The following is a 16176-nucleotide window of genomic DNA, read 5'->3' as shown; positions in this document are numbered from 1 at the left end:
TCAGCTGCCTCCCAGCCGGAAGCGGAAGAAGGAGGCCGCGGTGCGGGCCAGGATCCACAGGTCCTGCCAGAGCGACCAGGTGTCGATGTAGTGGTTGTCGAAGCGGGCCCGGTCCTCGATGGAGGTGTCCCCGCGCAGCCCGTTGATCTGGGCCAGGCCGGTGATGCCGACGGGCATCCGGTGGCGGGCCTCGTAGCCGGGGTGGACGCTGGCGAACTTGGCGACGAAGAAGGGCCGTTCCGGGCGGGGCCCGACCAGGCTCATGTCACCGCGCAGCACGTTCCACAGCTGGGGCAGCTCGTCGAGCGAGGACTTGCGCAGGAAGGAGCCGACGGGCCCCATCCGGTTGTCGTTGGCGACGGTCCAGCGGGTGGCGGACTCGTGTTCGTCCGCCGGACGCAGGGTGCGGAACTTCAACAGGGTGAAGGGGCGCCCGTAGAGGCCCACGCGCTCCTGACGGAAGATCACCCCCGGTCCGTCGCTGAGCCGTACGGCCAGCGCGCACGCGCCCATGACGGGCGCCGCGGCGCAGAGCGCGAGGGCGGCGAGGGTGGAGTCGATGATCCGCTTGCCGCAGCGCTCCAGGGTGCGGGCCGGACGCGGCAGCATCGGCTGTACGGCGTACCCCCACAGGTGGTCCGCGGGCTGCGCCACCCGCATGCCGGTGACCTTGGCGGTGCCGGCCGGGTCGGCGAGCCACAGGCGGCAGCCGTGGTCGTGGAAGAGACGCACCAGCGAGGCGGTGCGCTCGTCGGCCTCGGGCGGGCGGGTGAAGACCGCGTGGCGCACGGAGTTCTGGATGACCGCGCGCCGGATGTCCTCGTGGGTGGCCAGCAGGGGCAGGCCGGATCCGGTGAGGTCGTCGGCGCCGCCGGCGGTGTCGGCGAGCCCCACCGGGCGCAGCCCGTACTCGGGGCGTCCCTGCAGGGCGGCGGCCACCGCGCCCGCGCCGGCGCCGGGTCCGACGACCAGGGCCGAGCGGGGGGCGCGTACGGCCGTGCGCCGGCGGATCTGGTTGACCAGCCCGCGCCCCGCGCAGGCGAGGAGGAAGTGCAGGCAGACGCAGGCGAGCAGGAGGTTCCAGCCGAGCACCTGGTGCGGCGCGACGGCGGCCACGACGGCGGCGACCCCGCACCACAGCACCACCGCCCGGCCCGCCAGCGTGGGCAGTTCGAGCAGGGCCGAGGGGGCCAGCCGGGGCCGGTAGAGCCCGGCCTGGGCGTGCAGCGCGGCCGTGAGGAGGGCGATCGGGGCGGCCGCCTGACCGGGCAGGCCCAGCCCGGGCAGGGTGGTCGTGGTGAGCACGGCGGCGAGCGCGTCGACGGTCAGCAGCGGGCCGATCCCGTCGCGGCGGCGGACCCGCTGCGGCCGCAGGACGGGCCGGGCCTGTTCGGCCTTGGGGCCGCGGGGCGGGTGGATGGCGGCCGTGGAGCGCCGGACCGCGGTGGTGCCCGCGGGCCCCGTACCGCTCTGCCCGGTGGGCCGGGCGTGTGCGCTGTCCATCGTCATCGGCTGATGCGCTCCTGGTTCAAGGGCCGGGGCCTGCCCAGCAGTTCGTGGTACAGGCCGGTGACCGCGTCCGTGGTCCGCCGCACGTCGAACTCGGTCCGCGCGTGCTGTTGCGCCCGCTCGCCCAACTCGGCGAGCAGCCGCGGTTCTGCCAGCAACCGACCGAGCGCCTTCGCCAGCGCCGTCGGGTCCTCCGGCGGCACCAGGCACGAGCCGCCCTGGCCTGGCGGCAGGCTCTCCCGGGCGCCGCTCACGTCGGAGACCAGGACCGGGCGACCACAGGCCATGGCTTCGAGCGGGGCGAGCGCCATCCCTTCCCACCGCGACGGAAGTACAACGAGATCGGCGGCCCGAAGCCACGGTCGGATGTCCGCGGCGGCTCCGGCGAAGTGCACACCGGGGGGTGCGGTCCGGCGCAGGCGTTCGGTGTCGGGGCCGTCGCCGACCAGGACCAGGCGCGCGCCCGCGACCGTGCCGAGCAGCTCGGGCCAGGCGCGCAACAGCACGTCCTGGCCCTTCTGCTGGCAGATCCTGCCGACGCAGACGGCGAGCGGCCCTTCGTCCGCGAAGCCGGCGGGCAGCGGGAGCCGCGCGCGGGCCTCCTTCTTGTCCCGGTCCTGGGAGGCGCGGTCGGCGCCGCCCCGGCCGCCGGGCCGGAAGTGGTCGAGGTCCACGCCGTTGCGGATCACGGACCAGCGCGCGGTGATGCCCGCCGACTCGCCCGCGCGCCGTTCGGCCTCGCTGACGCAGAGCACCCGGTCGGCCCACCGGGCGCCGAGGCGCTCCCAGCGCAGGGCGAGCGCTCCGGTGGCTCCGCCGGCCGCGTCGAAGGACCAGGCGTGCGGCTGGAAGACGGTGGGCAGCGCGCCGCGCACGGCGAGCCGCCCGGCCAGTCCCGCCTTGGCGCTGTGCGCGTGCAGCAGGTCGGGACGGGCCCGGCGGATCAGCCGGGCCGCGCCGGCGACCTCGGCGGCGAGCCCGGGGCCGGGGGACCGCCCGGCACGCCAGGCGAGCACCTCCGCCCCGGCTTCCCGGGCGCCGTCGGCGAGCTGTCCGCCGTCGGGGCAGCCGACGACGACGCGCAGGCCCGCGGCGGTCTGGGCGCGGACGAGGTCGATGACGACCCGCGCGACACCGCCCTCCACGGGTTGGACGAGATGGAAGACGGTCACATGTTCTGACACATGCTCCGGCACTTGTTCTGACGGCACGTGGAGCGGTCTCCTGCGATCAGCGGCGCGCGTCTGTCTGAACGAAGAGCACACCGAGGAAATGACCCTGGCTTTCGCCCGTGAACCTGAAGGTCAGATTGCGGGCACCACCGGACAGGGCGGGACTCAGGTCGAACACGTCCGCGTCATATCCGAGATTATTCATATTTTCTGGCTGTCGTACTGACGCGGAATGCCCGAAATCGGTGATGGTCGAATTCATCACGTCGTTGAACGGGTTTTCTCCGTCACTCAGGTTCAACCGCCGACCACTGTCCGCGGTCACTGTGAGCGAGTCCCCGAGGACCCCTCGGTCCCCGTCGTAGCCCACCACCCCGACCCGGCCCGACGCCCCGACGGGCGCGTCCAGACCGGCGACCTCCACCGTCTCGGCGGCCTGCGCACCGGCCCCGGCCCGCAGCTCCTCGAAGCCGTCCCACACCGCGACCCGGCGCAGCGGCTCCTGCGGCTGCTCGTAGGCCGCGACCAGCGTCCAGCCGCCCCACGCACCCACCGGGGAGTTCCCCATGGCGATGTTCAGCTGGGCCACCGTCCACATTCCGGCGCCCCCCTTGCGGATCATCGGGGTGACATCGGCGGACGCCTGGTAGGCATCGCTGCCCGCGTCGGAACGGTGCCCGATCACGGTGTCCGCCAGCACTTCCTTGTACGCGCCGCCCGGTTCGGCGACGAGCACCCGACCGCTGTCCTCCGGGGGTTTCTGCTCCCCCACGCGCAGGTTCCCGCCCCAGTACAGGCGGGCGTACGCGATCTTCGCCCCCTTGGGGATCTTCAGCTCGGCACGGGTGGAGTTGTAGGTGTCGGGGTCCTTGTCGACCTCGGTGTAGAACATCTCGAAGTCGCCGTTCACCCCGGCGGCGCCGCGCTTGACGTCCTCGCACGACTCGACCTGCGCGGACTCCTCCGGGCGGCAGCTGATGCCGGCGTTGGAGGCCCGCGCGAGGCCGCCGTGCAGCTCGGCCTGATAACGCTGGGTGAAGGGGATGCGGGCCTTTTCCCGCCCGGCCGGAGCCTTCGGGGGCGAGCCCGCGGCGCCTGCCGCAGAAACGTTCACCGAAAGTGCGAGGCAGGACAGCAGGGCGAGCGAACCGAGGATTCTGCGGGAGGAACCCATGACCCTGTCTCCATTTTCGATCAAGGGGACAAAACAGGACTGAACTTTGTCAGAAATCAAGCTGGAAATCACGCCGGACTCGCGCGTACGGCCTTTTGGGCGATACCACGCACCCTCGCGGATGGCACGTCGTTATGGGGGTGCACCATTGTTCGAACCGAAAGGGATAACGGAGATGAAGAAGAGGCTGATGCGCGGCACCACGCTCGCGGTCGCGGGCGCTGCGATCCTGATGGGCGGCGCGGGCCTCGCCTCCGCGCACGGCGGCGACGGCGCCTCCGCCCACGGCGTGACCGAGGGCTCCCCGGGCGTGCTCAGCGGCAACCTGCTCCAGGTCCCGATCGACGTTCCGATCAACGCCTGCGGCAACACCGCGAACCTGGTCGGCCTGCTGAACCCGGCTTTCGGCACCACCTGTGTGAACGCCTGACCGTCAACCGTGCCGCCCGAAACGTCGGCATCCGAGTGAAGCCACGCAACCCAAACCGGGGCGGGGCCGTTGTTCCGGGTGCTCCTGTACCGGGCAATCTTGCAGAAAAGGGACGATTGTGATCAAGAAGATGATGGCCACCGCGGCTGTTGCCGCCTCCGTCGTGGGCATGGGTGCGGCCATGGCCCCGCAGGCGATGGCTATCGGGAACGACAACGGCGTCAACACCACCAACGGCAACAACTCGGCGCAGATCTACGGCAACCAGGCCACCTACGGCAACATGAGCCCGCAGATGGCGCTGGTCCAGGGCTCGCTCAACAAGCCCTGCATCGCCCTGCCGGCCAAGGCCAACGTGCAGTCGGTGCTGGCCCTGGTGAACGTCGGCGTCCAGGACATCCCGGTCCTGTCCAACCCGATGAACCAGCAGTGCACCGAGAACTCCACCCAGGCCAAGGGCGACGAGCCGCTCTCGCACATCCTGGACAACATCCCGGTCCTCTCGGGCAACGCCTCCAGCGGCAGCTGATCGCAGGACGCGCAGTCGGGGCCGCCGCACCTTCGGGTCGCGGCGGCCCTGCCGTGTATCCGGCCCGCGGGAATGCACGACATATCCCGCACATTCCCGCCGATCCGGAACACCACCGGCATCGGGGTGAATTCGATCCGACCCCGCGAACTGCACCTACTTTCCGGGATCTCGCGGTTTCTTTTCCCGGGACCACTCGTTGTTATTCATGCAGTGGATACGCCTCTGCGGGAAAGGATTGAAATTCTCATGACGTACAAGAAGGCAATCGTGCTGGCCGCCGGCGTTCTGATGGCCGTTGGTGCCGCCGCCCCCGCCATGGCCGACGCGAACGCCGAAGGCAAGGCCGTCGGTTCCCCCGGCGTCCTGTCCGGCAACGTGCTCCAGGTGCCGGTCCACATCCCGGTCAACGTCTGCGGCAACACCGTCAACGTGATCGCGCTGCTCAACCCGGCCTTCGGCTCCACCTGCGTCAACGCCTGACGAAGCGCTTGAGCCCGCAAGGGCAGACCTCCTCGGGGTGGCCTCGGAGTGCACGGCGGTGCACTCCGAGGCCACCTTCGATTCAGCACCGGCGGCCCCGCCGGTAGACAGGGAAGGACCCATGCGACAGGTACTGAGCCGAAAGGTACTGGGCAAGGGAGTGCTCACGGCCGCGGCTGCGTCGAGCCTGCTGTCGATCGCGACCGGTGCGGCCTACGCACACCCCGGAGCGAGCGCCGAGGCCGCCCACTCGCCGGGTGTGCTCGCCGGGAACAGCGTCTCGGTACCGATCACGTTCTCGCCGAACGTCTGCGGCAACAGCGTGGACGCCGGAGCCGGGCTGAACCCGGCCATGGGCGGCACCTGCGTGACCACCGACGGCGGCGGCCACTCCGACCATGCCGACCGTGCCGAGTACGAGCGCTACCTGAGCCCGGAGCACGCGGCGGCGTTCGAGCGCTACCTCGACGAGCGCGAGCACGGCACCGGGCGCGAGCCCGAGCGCGAGCCCGAGCGCGAGCCCGAGCGCGAGCCCGAGCGCGAGCCCGAGCGGCACGACGAGCGCGCGGGCAGCGGCCGACACCGGATGCCGGACCAGCGCGGCCAGGAGCACGGCCAGGAGCACGCGCAGGACCGCCACGAGGGCGTCCACCAGGGCGGCCACGGCAAGGGACCCGACGAGGACTGCGACGAGCACCCCGGGGCCACCCCGCCCCCGGCGGCCCACCACGCACCCCCCGCGCCCCGTCCCGCGCACGCCAAGCCGAAGCCGGCCCACCACGCGGCGCCCGCCCCGAAGCCGAAGCCCGCCCCGGTCCACCACGCGGCCCCGGCCCCCCAGCCGGCCCCGCGGCCCGCGCCCGCCGTCCACGAGGCCCCCGAGCCCCGGCCGCAGCAGCACGGCAGCCAGTTCGGCGAGCACCCCGCGGCGCCCGCCCCGGCCGCGCAGCCGGCCCCCGCCCCCCGGGCGGCTCCGGCCCCCGCGCCCGCGGCCGTACCCGCTCCGGCCCCGGCCCCCGCCGCCGCGCCGGCGCCCGCACCGGTCCCCGCGCCGCTGCCCGTGCCCGAGGCCGTACGCCCGCCCGCACCGGCACCGGCCGCCCCCGCGGCGGACCAGCCCCCGGCCGCTCCCGCGGGTGACGCCCCGATCCACCTGCTGCCGGCACCCGCACCCGCACCGGTCCCCGAGCGGCCCGCGGTCACCCTCCCGGCCCCCGCCCCGCAGGCTCCGGCCCGCGCCCCCATGGGAGCGCCGATGCTGGCCGAGACGGGAGCGGGTCAGCCCGCGGCGGCCGCGGCCCTCGCCGCCGCCCTGCTGCTCGGCGGTTCGATCCTCTACCGGAGGTCCCGCGTCTCTTGACCCGGAGCGGTCCGGGACGTGCGGTCATCGGAAAAGATTCGAAAAGACATCGGCCGGAGAATCCCTCAGCGGATTCTCCGGCCGATTTCGTTCGGCCCGCGTTCGAGGAACTTGCGGACAGTTCGGGCGACAGAGTTTCCGCAGCCCCAAGGAATCGTTACCCAGGGCGAAAGTGACGCGACGGTCGTCACTGGAAAAGGATTTCGATAATGAAGTACACGAAGGTCGCCGCTGTGATCGCCGGCTCCGTCGCCGCCCTCGGCGCCGCGACCCCCGCCTTCGCGGCCGAGGCCGGCGCGATGCCCCCCATGAGCCTCACGGGCGGGGTGACCGAGGTCCTCAACGCGGCCGCCCCCGTCTCCGCCTCGCTCCCCCAGACCGTGGGCAACGGGCTGGCCGAGCAGGGCGACACGGTGGGCAAGGTGGTGGGCACCGCGCAGAAGGTGAACCAGCTGCGCAACGCTGGGCCGACCGAGGCGCTGGGCGCCGCCAACGGCCTCACCAAGGTGACGCCGATGCTGGGCGGCGTGAAGCTCAACAACGGCCACAACTGACGCCTTCGCACCACCCGCGCACCAACGACTGTGGGCGCCACCGGCGATGCCGGTGGCGCCCACAGTCACATGCGGTGGCTGACGTCAGTCGTTGACGCAGACCGAGCCGAACGCCGGGTTCAGCAGGCCGATGACGTTCACGGAGTTACCGCAGACGTTGACCGGAACGTGGACCGGGACCTGGGCGAGGTTGCCCGACAGGACACCGGGGGAACCCACGGCCGCGCCCTCGGCCGAGGAGTCGGCGGCGGCGGAACCGGCGGCACCGGCCGCGGCGAGACCAGCGGCGGCCATGACCAGGGCGGCCTTCTTGGCAGAGTTCATGGGAATTGCACCTTCTGTTCGATGTCCTGCCCCGAACCGGGGCTCACAACGAACGAAACGCTCCAACTCCCCAGACGACACGGCTCCGAACAGAATCAGACCTGTTCAGAGCAATAGTCGTAACCGCGACGCGACATCCGCCCCGGTATGGGACTAGCGGAAGGGTACGTCCGGGATCTCTGGAATGTCCGGTACCGCGGGCACCTCGGGCACCAGCTTCTCCACCGGTGGCACGGCGGGAACGGCCGGGACCGCGGGGACGGCGGGAACCTCGGGGACGACCGGGAGCTTGGGGAGCGTGGGCAGCTTGACGTCGGGGAGCTTGATCTCCGGGATCTTCGGCAGCTGGATGGGGGGCAGCTTGACGCCCGGCACCTCCGGCAGCTTGATCTCCGGCAACTTGATCTCCGGGATCTTGATCAGCCCGGAGAGGGACGCGAGCAGGTCCGTGAGGGTCTTGGTCAGGCTCGCGAGCAGGTCGTCGATGGGACCGGCCGCCGCCACGCGCTCGTCGATCTGCTGCTGGGCCGTGGCGACCCGCTCGGTGAGCGCGGCACCCCTCTCACCGTCGAGGGCGCTCGCCGGGGCCGCGGCACCGAACAGTATGGCCGCGGTGACGGCCGTCGGGACGAGGATGCGGACGCGGGACGCCTTGGTGGGGTGCATGGCGGTTCCTTCGGATGGTCGGGCCAAATCGGACCATGTCAGTCCGCTTCTCTTACCCACCGTGCTAATAGGTTCTACGGACCGCAACCGGATCATGGACCACTGCGGGCTGCGTACGGGCTTCGCGCAGGCGTCCGGGGCGCTCTCACCCGGGCTGGGGAAATCCCGGTCCGGAACGGGCCGTTTGAGTGAAGCAGCGGAACCAACCCCGGGACCGGGCAGTTGATCAGGGCGCTCCACTTGCGGGCACTCGTGCGACAAAAGGAACATGATGAACAAGCTCGTCCAGGCCACCCTGATCGGCGCGTCCGTGCTCACCGCGGGTGTCGCCACGGCCGCCCCGGCCCTGGCCATCGGCAACGACAACGGCATCAACACCGTGAACGGCAACGGCGCCTCCCAGGTGTACGGCAACCAGAAGACCACGGGCGACATGAGCCCGCAGCTCAGCCTGGTCCAGGGCTCCGCCAACAAGCCCTGCATCGGCCTGCCGGCCAAGATCAACGCCCAGTCGCTGGTGGCCCTGGTCAACGTCGGCGTCCAGGACATCAACGTCCTGTCCAACCCGATGAACCAGCAGTGCACCGAGAACTCCACCCAGGCCAAGGGCGACGAGTCCCTCTCGCACATCCTGGACAACATCCCGGTCCTCTCGGGCAACCTGTCCGCGGGCAGCTGATCACCGCACTCGATTCCGGTCCGGGCCCCCGCGCCCGTGGAGCGAAGTGACGAGGGCCCCGGCAGCTTCCAGCTGCCGGGGCCCTTGCTCGTCTCAGCTGGTCCAGAAGTCCCACCAGCGGGTGAGGATCAGCATCCCGATCACGCCGATGTGCAGGGCGGGCGGAGCCCAACCGAACTCGGCGAAGAAGCTCTTGACCGGGCCCGGCGCGGGCAGGACCGCGGTGCGGACGTTGTGCGCGGTGACGGCCCAGAACATCACCAGCGTCGCCACCCAGGCCAGACAGCACCACAGGCACAGCGCGTTGATCTCGTACAGCGACTGCACCATCAGCCAGGTGCAGAAGCCGACGCCGAACAGGGTCCCGGCGTTGAGCCCGAGCCAGAACCAGCCACGGTGCCGGGCGCCCGCGAGGACGGACATGCCGACGCAGAGCACGACGGCGTAACACGCGAGGCCCAGCATCGGGTTGGGGAAGCCGAAAGCAGCCGCCTGCTCGCTCTGCATCACGCTGCCGCAGGAGACCACCGGGTTGAGGCTGCACGCGGGCTTGAAGTCCGGGTCCTCCAGCAGGAGGAACTTGTCGAGGGTGATCACCCACGAGGCGAGCAGCCCGGCCGCCCCCGTGAGAACCAGCAGCCGGGCGAGTCCGCGAGGGGCCGCGACCCGTTCGTCCGGCTCGCCTTCATGTGGAGCGCGGGGCTGCCCCTGCTGGCGGGGGACGCCCACTGTATTCGTTGCCATACGGTTCATAATCCCGCACTTCGGCATTGATCATGGCGAACCATGGCTATCCGTACGCAAGTTGACCGGATGGAGTGCCGGGAACCCCCGTCACTTCCCGGACGTTTTACCGAACCCCGGACGTGATGTCAGAACCAGGGGCTACGTTGAGCTTCCGTGACGTAACAAGCTGCGACGGCCTGGAGACCCACCTTGAGCGATCCGTACGAGACAACCGAGGCGCACCTCGAGCGACTCCTGGGCCGCGCCCTCAACTCTTTCGACCTGCCGGACCGGCTGGTCGAGCGCCTCGGCACGGCGCTCGCCCACAGCTCCTCGCTCCACAGCACGCAGCACGGCCCGGCGGCAGGCCGCTGGCGGGAGACCCATCGGCACGCCTACCTGCTCGCCGACGGCGAGCCCGCGACGCTGTGGGAGCTCGTGTACCGCCTGGAGCACGATCGCGCGACCCGGCACGAGGTCTTCGTCAGCAAGGCGGAGGCCGCGCTGGCGGCGGTCCGGCTGTTCGGCGAGGACCCGGCCGCGGCCCGGGACTTCACACTGATGGAGGAAGCCGAGGGCGAGCTCGGTGACCACGGCGTGCTCAGCGCCCTCTTCGCCGCCTCCTCCCCCGTCCAGCACCGGGAGTACGCGGTGGAGCAGTCGGCCGACCACGCCCGCCGGGTGCTGCGTCGGGCGGAGAACGCCGACCGGCCGGGCGAGGCGATCGCCCGGCGGCTGACCTCGGCGTACGCGCACCGGATCACCCAGGCGTTCGGTACCCGGCAGTGCCTCGCGGACGGCCGGGGCGCCGGCTTCAGCCTCTACGAACACGCCTTCGTCCTGCTGGACGGGAGCGAGCTGAGCCTGTGGGAGGTCGAGCACACGGCCACCCCGGACGGGCGGCACATGTGCGAGGTCTACGAGACGGAAACGGCCGCGCGCGGAGCCATGGAGCTCCGCGCACGGGTGAGGTGAGCCGGGTCGCCGCGGCCCGTCGGGTCAGGCGGCGACCGGGACCTCCGCTTCGGTGACGGCACCGGTGGCCGCCGGGGCCGGGCGGCGCATGCCCTTGAGGAGGACCACCAGGCCCGCGGCGACACAGGTACCGGCGGCGATCGCGATCAGGTAGAGCAGCGGGTTGCCGATCAGCGGGATGACGAAGATGCCGCCGTGCGGGGCCCGCAGCGTGCATTCGAAGGCCATCGAGAGCGCGCCGGTGACCGCGCCGCCGGCCATGGCGGCCGGGATCACCCGGAGCGGGTCGGCCGCGGCGAAGGGGATGGCCCCCTCGCTGATGAACGAGGCGCCCAGGAACCAGGCGGCCTTGCCGTTCTCGCGCTCCGTCGTGGAGAAGAGCTTGCCGCGCACGGTGGTGGCCAGTGCCATGGCGAGGGGCGGCACCATGCCCGCGGCCATCACGGCGGCCATGACCTTCAGGCTGCCCTCGTTGGGGGTGGCGAGGCCGCCGATGGCGAAGGCGTACGCGACCTTGTTGAGCGGACCGCCGAGGTCGAAGCACATCATCATGCCGAGGACCACGCCGAGGATGATCGCGTTGGCGCCGGAGAGGCCGGACAGCCAGTCGGTCAGGGCCTGCTGGAGCGAGGCGACGGGCTTGCCGATGACGAGGAACATCAGGAAGGCGGTCACCGCCGAGCCGATCAGCGGCAGGACCACCACGGGCATGATCCCGCGCATCGCGGCCGGTACCTTCACCCGCTGGACGGCCAGGACCGTGCCACCGGCGATCAGACCGGCGATCAGGCCACCGAGGAAGCCGGCGTTGATCGTGAGCGCCACGGCGCCGCCGACGAAGCCGGGGACCAGGCCCGGGCGGTCGGCCATGCCGTAGGCGATGTAGCCGGCGAGGACCGGGACGAGGAAGCCGAAGGCGAGGCCGCCGGTCTGGAAGAGGAGGGCCGCCCAGCTGGCGGACTCGGTCCATACGAAGTGCTCCGCGACGGAGGGCGCTTCGTTGATGCCGTAGCCGCCGATGGCGAAGGCGAGGGCGATCAGGAGGCCGCCGGCGGCGACGAAGGGGACCATGTAGCTGACGCCGGACATGAGCCAGGTGCGGAGCTTCGATCCGTAGCCCTCGCCGCCCTGTCCGTCCACCCGTTCGACGGGGGTCGGCGCGGTGGTGTCGCCGGTGTCGCCGCGGGCGGCCTTGTCACGGGCCTCCGCGAGGAGTTCGGCGGGGCGGTTGATCCCGGCCTTCACCCCGACGTCGACGGTGGGCTTCCCCGCGAAGCGGGCGCGGTCGCGGACGGGCACGTCGTGGGCGAAGACGACCGCGTCGGCGGCGGCGATGTCGGCGGGGGCCAGGGCGGTGAATCCGGCCGAGCCCTGGGTTTCGACCAGGAGCTCGATGCCGGCGGCCGCGGCGGCGCGCTGAAGGGATTCGGCGGCCATGTAGGTGTGCGCGATCCCGGTGGGACAGGAAGTGACGGCGACGACCTTGAACCCACCACTTCCAGCCTCTCCGACGCCGGGCCCGGCATTTCCAGCCTGCCCGGCGATTGAGGGCCCGCCGGAGGCAGCACCGGCCGGAGAAGGCGGCGCGGCCGCCGCCCCGGGCTCCGCCCGGACCCGCGCCTCAAACGCCGGCGAGGCTGAGGTGGCCTCGGGGGCGCCGGATTCGGCCTGCCCGGCGTTTGAGGGCTTGCTCGGGCCGGCTATAAGGGTGGCGGCTTCGGCCGGGGAGGTGGTGGCGCGCAGGGCGGCCACGAAGTCGGGCCGCATCAGGCGGCGGGCCAGGGACGACAGGATCGTCAGATGCGCGTCATCGGCCCCCGCGGGCGCCGCGATCAGGAAGATCAGGTCCGCGGGCCCGTCCGCCGCACCGAAGTCCACCCCCGCGGGCGCCCGGCCGAAGGCCAGCGTCGCCGCCGCCACATGCGCACTGCGGCAGTGCGGGATGCCGATCCCGCCCTCCAGCCCGGTCGGCATCTGCGCCTCCCGCGCCGCCACGTCCGCGAGGAAGCCCTCCAGGTCCGTGACCCGGCCGAGCGCGGCCATGCGCAGGGCCAGGGACCGGGCCGCCGCTTCCTTGGAGTCGGCGGCGAGGTCGAGGTCGACCAGCTCCGCGGTGATCATCGTGGTCGTCTCGCTCATCGCTCGTCGCTCCGTTCGGACAGCGGAAGGTCCAGGGGGACGTCCCGGGTGACGCGGACCGCGTCGGGGCGCAGGTCCGCGGGGGTCGGCATGGCGCTGCCGGGGAGCTGGACCGCGGCCGCGCCGTGGGCCAGGGCCGAGGCGAGGGCCTCGGGCCCCGTGCCGCCCGCGATCAGGAACCCGGCCAGGGAGGCGTCACCGGCGCCCACGTTGCTGCGTACCGTCGAGACGGCCGCCGTGCCGTAGTACGCGCCGTCGGCCTCGACCAGGAGCTGGCCGTCCGCGCCGAGGGAGGCCAGTACCGCTCGGGCGCCCCGGGCGCGCAGCTCCTCGGCCGCCTCGACCACATCGCCCAGGGTGGCCAGCGGCCGGCCCACGGCCGCCGCGAGCTCCTCGGCATTGGGCTTGATGACGTCCGGGCGGGCGGCCAGCGCGGCCGTCAGGGCCGGGCCGGAGGTGTCGAGGGCGATCCGGGCCCCGGCCGCGTGCGCCCGGTCGACCAGCTCGGCGTACCACTCGGGGGCGAGGCCCCGCGGGAGGCTGCCGCAGCAGGCGATCCAGTCGGCGCCGACGGAGCAGCCGCGGACGGTCTCCAGGAGGAGCGCGGATTCGGCCGCGCTGAGTTCGGGACCGGCCGCGTTGATCTTCGTCAGGGTGCCGTCGGGTTCGGCGACGGAGATGTTGGAGCGGGTCTGGCCCGTGACGGTGACCGCGGTGACGTCCACGCCCTGGGAGCCGAGGAGTTCGGCGATGAGCGTGCCGGGGGCGCCGCCCAGCGGGAGGACCGCCGTCGTACGGACGCCCGCGGCCGCGACGGCCCGGGAGACGTTGACCCCCTTGCCCCCGGGGTCGACCCGCTCGGCGGTGGCCCGGAGCACTTCGCCGCGGTCCAGCGCGGGGACCTCGTACGTCCGGTCCAGGGAGGGGTTGGGGGTGACGGTGAGGATCATACGAGCACGACTTCCGTACCGGCGGCCTCGATCGCCGCCTTGTCTTCGAGGGCCAGGCCCCGGTCCGTGATGAGGAGGTCCACCTCGGCGAAGGAGCCGAAGCGGGCGAACTGTTCCTGCCCGGACTTCGAGGAGTCGGCCAGGACGACGACGCGGCGGGCGGCCGCGACGGCGGCGCGCTTGACGGCGGCTTCGGCGAGGTCGGGGGTGGTGAGCCCGCCGTCCGCGGTGAAGCCGTTCGTCGCGAGGAAGAGGACGTCGGCGCGGATCTCGGCGTACGCGCGCAGCGCCCAGGCGTCGACGGCGGCGCGCGTGCGGTGGCGGACCCGGCCGCCGACCAGGTGCAGATCGATGCCGGTGTGGTCGGCGAGCCGGGCGGCGACGGGCAGCGCGTGGGTGACCACCGTGAGCGCGGTGTCGACCGGGATGGCGGCCGCGAGGCGGGCGACGGTGCTGCCGGCGTCGAGGATCACGCTGCCGCCGTCGGGGAGCTCGGCGAGGGCGGCGGCCGCGATCCGGTCCTTCTCGTCGGCGGCGGTGGACTCGCGCTCGGTGAGGTCGGGCTCGAAGTCCAGGCGGCCGGCCGGGATGGCCCCGCCGTGGACGCGGCGGACGAGCCCGGCCCGGTCCAGTGCGGTGAGGTCGCGGCGCACCGTCTCGGCGGTGACCTGGAACTGCTCGGCGAGGGAGAGCACCTCGACCCGTCCCACCTCGCGGGCGAGGCGGAGGATCTCCTGCTGGCGCTCCGGTGCGTACATGTGGGTTTACGTCCGTTCGATGCCCGACTCAGTGGGTTCCCCTGTACCGTACGCCCGAATCGACGACCAAACAAACAAAAACGGGCATGCCCGCCAACAAAGGCGGACATGCCCGTGAAGTGGAGCCGGACGACCTAGGAGACCGGGACCTTCTCCAGGGCGACCTCGCCCTCGCCCTCGTGGGAGGGTTCGGCCTGCTTGCGCGGCAGGGCGAACATCACCGCGAAGATCACGACGAGGACCGCGACCACCCACCACAGCGCGCTGCGGAAGGCCTCGACGTACTGCGGCCCGAAGATCGCGTCGTTCTCGATCACGCCGAAGTAGACGACCGAGGTGAGGCCGAGGCCGAGCGCGTTGCCCATCTGGTTCGTGGTGTTGATCAGGCCGGAGGCGGAGCCGGCGTGCTCGCGCGGCACCTCCGAGAGGACCGCGTCGGTCAGCGGGGCCACGATCAGGCCCATGCCGAGGCCCATCACCACGAGCGGCGCGGCCATCTGCCAGGAGGCGATCTCCATGCCGTAGTGCTTCGACTCCCAGATGTAGAGGAGCAGACCGGCGGCCATCGTCAGGGCGCCCGCCTGGAGCACCTTGCGGCCGAAGCGCGGCACCAGCTTCTGCACGGAGAGGCCCGCGGCGGCCGAGACGGCGATGGAGAAGGGGATGCCGGTGGTGCCCGCGCGCAGGGCGCTCCAGCCGAGGCCCATCTGCATGTAGAGCGTCCAGACCAGGAAGAAGATGCCGGTCGCGATGCCGAAGGTGAGCTGGACGGCGATGCCCGCCGCGAAGCTCTTGACCTTGAACAGGGACAGTTCGACGAGCGGCGAACCGTCCTTGCGGATCTTGTACTTCTCGTAGGCGATGAACCCGGCGATCAGGAACGGGACCGCGCCCATGCACAGGAAGCCCCACAGCGGCCAGTCGTTCTCGCGGCCCTGGGTGAGGGGGTAGATCAGCATGACCATGCCCGCGGTGGCGATGAGGACGCCGACCAGGTCGAGGCGCAGGGCCTTGGGGGCCTTGGACTCGCTGATGAACTTGCGGCCGAGGATCACGCCCGCGACGCCGACCGGCAGGTTGATCAGGAAGATCGGGCGCCATTCGAGGCCGAGGATGTTCCACTCGGTGAGCAGCGCGCCGAGCATGGGGCCGGAGACGGCGCCGAGACCGACGATCGCGCCGAACATGCCGAAGACCTTGCCGCGCTCGTGCGGGGGGAAGGTGACGTGGATGATGGCCAGCACCTGCGGGACCATCATGGCGGCCATCGCGCCCTGGAGCAGGCGGGACGTGACGAGCATGGCCGGGTTGGCGGCGATGCCGCACAGCAGCGACGCGGCGGTGAAGCCCGCTATGCCGAGGAGGAAGACGCGCTTGCGTCCGTAGATGTCACCGAGGCGGCCACCGGTGATCAGGCCGGCGGCGAAGGCGAGCGCGTAGCCCGCGGTGATCCACTGGATGGCGCTGGTCGAGGCGTGCAGGTCGCCCCGCATGCTGGGTATCGCGATGTTGACGATCGTGACGTCGACCAGGTCCATGAAGGCCGCGGTCATGACGATGGCGAGCGCCAGCCAGCGCCTGCGGTCGGCCTTGGCGTCCAGCGGGGCGTCGTCCCACCCTTCGACTGACTTCCGTTCTGCTGGTTCGGGCCCGGTCTCGTTCTCGGGCGATGTCTTGGATGTCTCCGTGCTCATGAGGAGAAACCTAGACGGCATGTAGGTCAGTTGGTGTCCTATTTCCCTGGCAAT

Annotated in this window: 17 protein-coding genes; 7 read left to right on the top strand and 10 right to left on the bottom strand. The window is 71.8% G+C overall.

What is annotated here, in order from left to right; all coding sequences use genetic code 11:
* Genes ACIBEA_RS24145 through ACIBEA_RS24135 form a run of 3 tightly spaced genes read right to left on the bottom strand, consistent with a single transcriptional unit; the run spans window position 1 to window position 3855 of the window.
* Window positions 1-1509, bottom strand: a complete 1509-nt coding sequence (locus ACIBEA_RS24145; protein ID WP_399264180.1) for an exopolysaccharide biosynthesis polyprenyl glycosylphosphotransferase — start codon at window positions 1507-1509, stop codon at window positions 1-3.
* Entirely contained in the window at window positions 1506-2693 is a 1188-nt protein-coding gene (locus ACIBEA_RS24140) for a glycosyltransferase family 4 protein (protein WP_399264178.1), read from the bottom strand. The genes ACIBEA_RS24145 and ACIBEA_RS24140 overlap by 4 nt, the downstream gene beginning before the upstream one ends.
* A 46-nt stretch (window positions 2694-2739) precedes the next feature.
* Complete coding sequence (locus tag ACIBEA_RS24135) at window positions 2740-3855, bottom strand: DUF3344 domain-containing protein (protein WP_399264176.1); 1116 nt, start codon at window positions 3853-3855, stop codon at window positions 2740-2742.
* 175 nt (window positions 3856-4030) lie between these two features.
* Between ACIBEA_RS24135 and ACIBEA_RS24130 the strand changes: the two genes are divergently transcribed.
* The 5 genes from ACIBEA_RS24130 (at window position 4031) to ACIBEA_RS24110 (ending at window position 7211) form a co-directional block, all read left to right on the top strand.
* Window positions 4031-4285, top strand: coding sequence for a chaplin (locus tag ACIBEA_RS24130; protein ID WP_399264174.1), 255 nt, complete (start codon window positions 4031-4033; stop codon window positions 4283-4285).
* A 118-nt stretch (window positions 4286-4403) separates the two neighbouring features.
* Window positions 4404-4814 carry a rodlin gene (locus ACIBEA_RS24125; protein WP_385779358.1) on the top strand — a complete coding sequence of 137 codons (411 nt, stop codon included), beginning with the start codon at window positions 4404-4406 and terminating at the stop codon, window positions 4812-4814.
* A gap of 249 nt (window positions 4815-5063) precedes the next feature.
* Window positions 5064-5297, top strand: coding sequence for a chaplin (locus ACIBEA_RS24120; protein WP_399264172.1), 234 nt, complete (start codon window positions 5064-5066; stop codon window positions 5295-5297).
* Between the two features lie 121 nt (window positions 5298-5418).
* On the top strand, window positions 5419-6657 hold the full coding sequence (locus ACIBEA_RS24115; RefSeq protein ID WP_399264170.1) for a chaplin: 1239 nt from the start codon (window positions 5419-5421) through the stop codon (window positions 6655-6657).
* 209 nt (window positions 6658-6866) lie between these two features.
* Window positions 6867-7211 carry a hypothetical protein gene (locus ACIBEA_RS24110; RefSeq protein ID WP_354380450.1) on the top strand — a complete coding sequence of 115 codons (345 nt, stop codon included), beginning with the start codon at window positions 6867-6869 and terminating at the stop codon, window positions 7209-7211.
* 84 nt (window positions 7212-7295) lie between these two features.
* Here the strand turns inward: ACIBEA_RS24110 and ACIBEA_RS24105 are convergent, their stop codons facing one another.
* Both ACIBEA_RS24105 and ACIBEA_RS24100 read right to left on the bottom strand, forming a co-directional pair.
* Window positions 7296-7535 carry a chaplin gene (locus tag ACIBEA_RS24105; protein WP_354380449.1) on the bottom strand — a complete coding sequence of 80 codons (240 nt, stop codon included), beginning with the start codon at window positions 7533-7535 and terminating at the stop codon, window positions 7296-7298.
* Between the two features lie 153 nt (window positions 7536-7688).
* The gene (locus ACIBEA_RS24100) at window positions 7689-8201 is read right to left on the bottom strand and encodes a hypothetical protein (protein WP_399264168.1); all 513 of its coding nucleotides are present in this window, start codon (window positions 8199-8201) and stop codon (window positions 7689-7691) included.
* A 271-nt stretch (window positions 8202-8472) separates the two neighbouring features.
* Here ACIBEA_RS24100 and ACIBEA_RS24095 point away from each other — a divergent pair, with 271 nt between their 5' ends.
* Window positions 8473-8880, top strand: a complete 408-nt coding sequence (locus ACIBEA_RS24095) for a rodlin (RefSeq protein WP_399264408.1) — start codon at window positions 8473-8475, stop codon at window positions 8878-8880.
* Between the two features lie 93 nt (window positions 8881-8973).
* On the opposite strand, the gene ACIBEA_RS24090 is transcribed toward ACIBEA_RS24095, so the two are convergent.
* On the bottom strand, window positions 8974-9624 hold the full coding sequence (locus ACIBEA_RS24090; protein ID WP_399264166.1) for a vitamin K epoxide reductase family protein: 651 nt from the start codon (window positions 9622-9624) through the stop codon (window positions 8974-8976).
* A gap of 192 nt (window positions 9625-9816) precedes the next feature.
* On the opposite strand from ACIBEA_RS24090, the gene ACIBEA_RS24085 reads away from it, so the two are divergent.
* Complete coding sequence (locus ACIBEA_RS24085) at window positions 9817-10581, top strand: DUF6227 family protein (protein ID WP_399264164.1); 765 nt, start codon at window positions 9817-9819, stop codon at window positions 10579-10581.
* A gap of 24 nt (window positions 10582-10605) precedes the next feature.
* On the opposite strand, the gene ACIBEA_RS24080 is transcribed toward ACIBEA_RS24085, so the two are convergent.
* The 4 genes from ACIBEA_RS24080 to ACIBEA_RS24065 form a co-directional block, all read right to left on the bottom strand.
* A complete protein-coding gene (locus tag ACIBEA_RS24080) occupies window positions 10606-12720 on the bottom strand; it encodes a fructose-specific PTS transporter subunit EIIC (protein WP_399264162.1) in 2115 nt (704 codons plus the stop codon).
* The gene (gene pfkB, locus ACIBEA_RS24075; protein ID WP_399264160.1) at window positions 12717-13670 is read right to left on the bottom strand and encodes a 1-phosphofructokinase; all 954 of its coding nucleotides are present in this window, start codon (window positions 13668-13670) and stop codon (window positions 12717-12719) included. The genes ACIBEA_RS24080 and pfkB overlap by 4 nt, the downstream gene beginning before the upstream one ends.
* Entirely contained in the window at window positions 13667-14428 is a 762-nt protein-coding gene (locus ACIBEA_RS24070) for a DeoR/GlpR family DNA-binding transcription regulator (protein ID WP_399264158.1), read from the bottom strand. The genes pfkB and ACIBEA_RS24070 overlap by 4 nt, the downstream gene beginning before the upstream one ends.
* A gap of 134 nt (window positions 14429-14562) precedes the next feature.
* The gene (locus ACIBEA_RS24065; RefSeq protein WP_399264157.1) at window positions 14563-16122 is read right to left on the bottom strand and encodes an MFS transporter; all 1560 of its coding nucleotides are present in this window, start codon (window positions 16120-16122) and stop codon (window positions 14563-14565) included.
* Window positions 16123-16176: the final 54 nt, after the last annotated feature.

It is taken from the genome of Streptomyces sp. NPDC051555 (assembly GCF_044454405.1).
Taxonomy (GTDB): domain Bacteria; phylum Actinomycetota; class Actinomycetes; order Streptomycetales; family Streptomycetaceae; genus Streptomyces.
Note: the sequence above shows the minus strand (reverse complement) of the source record. Positions and strands in the feature narration are given on the sequence as shown.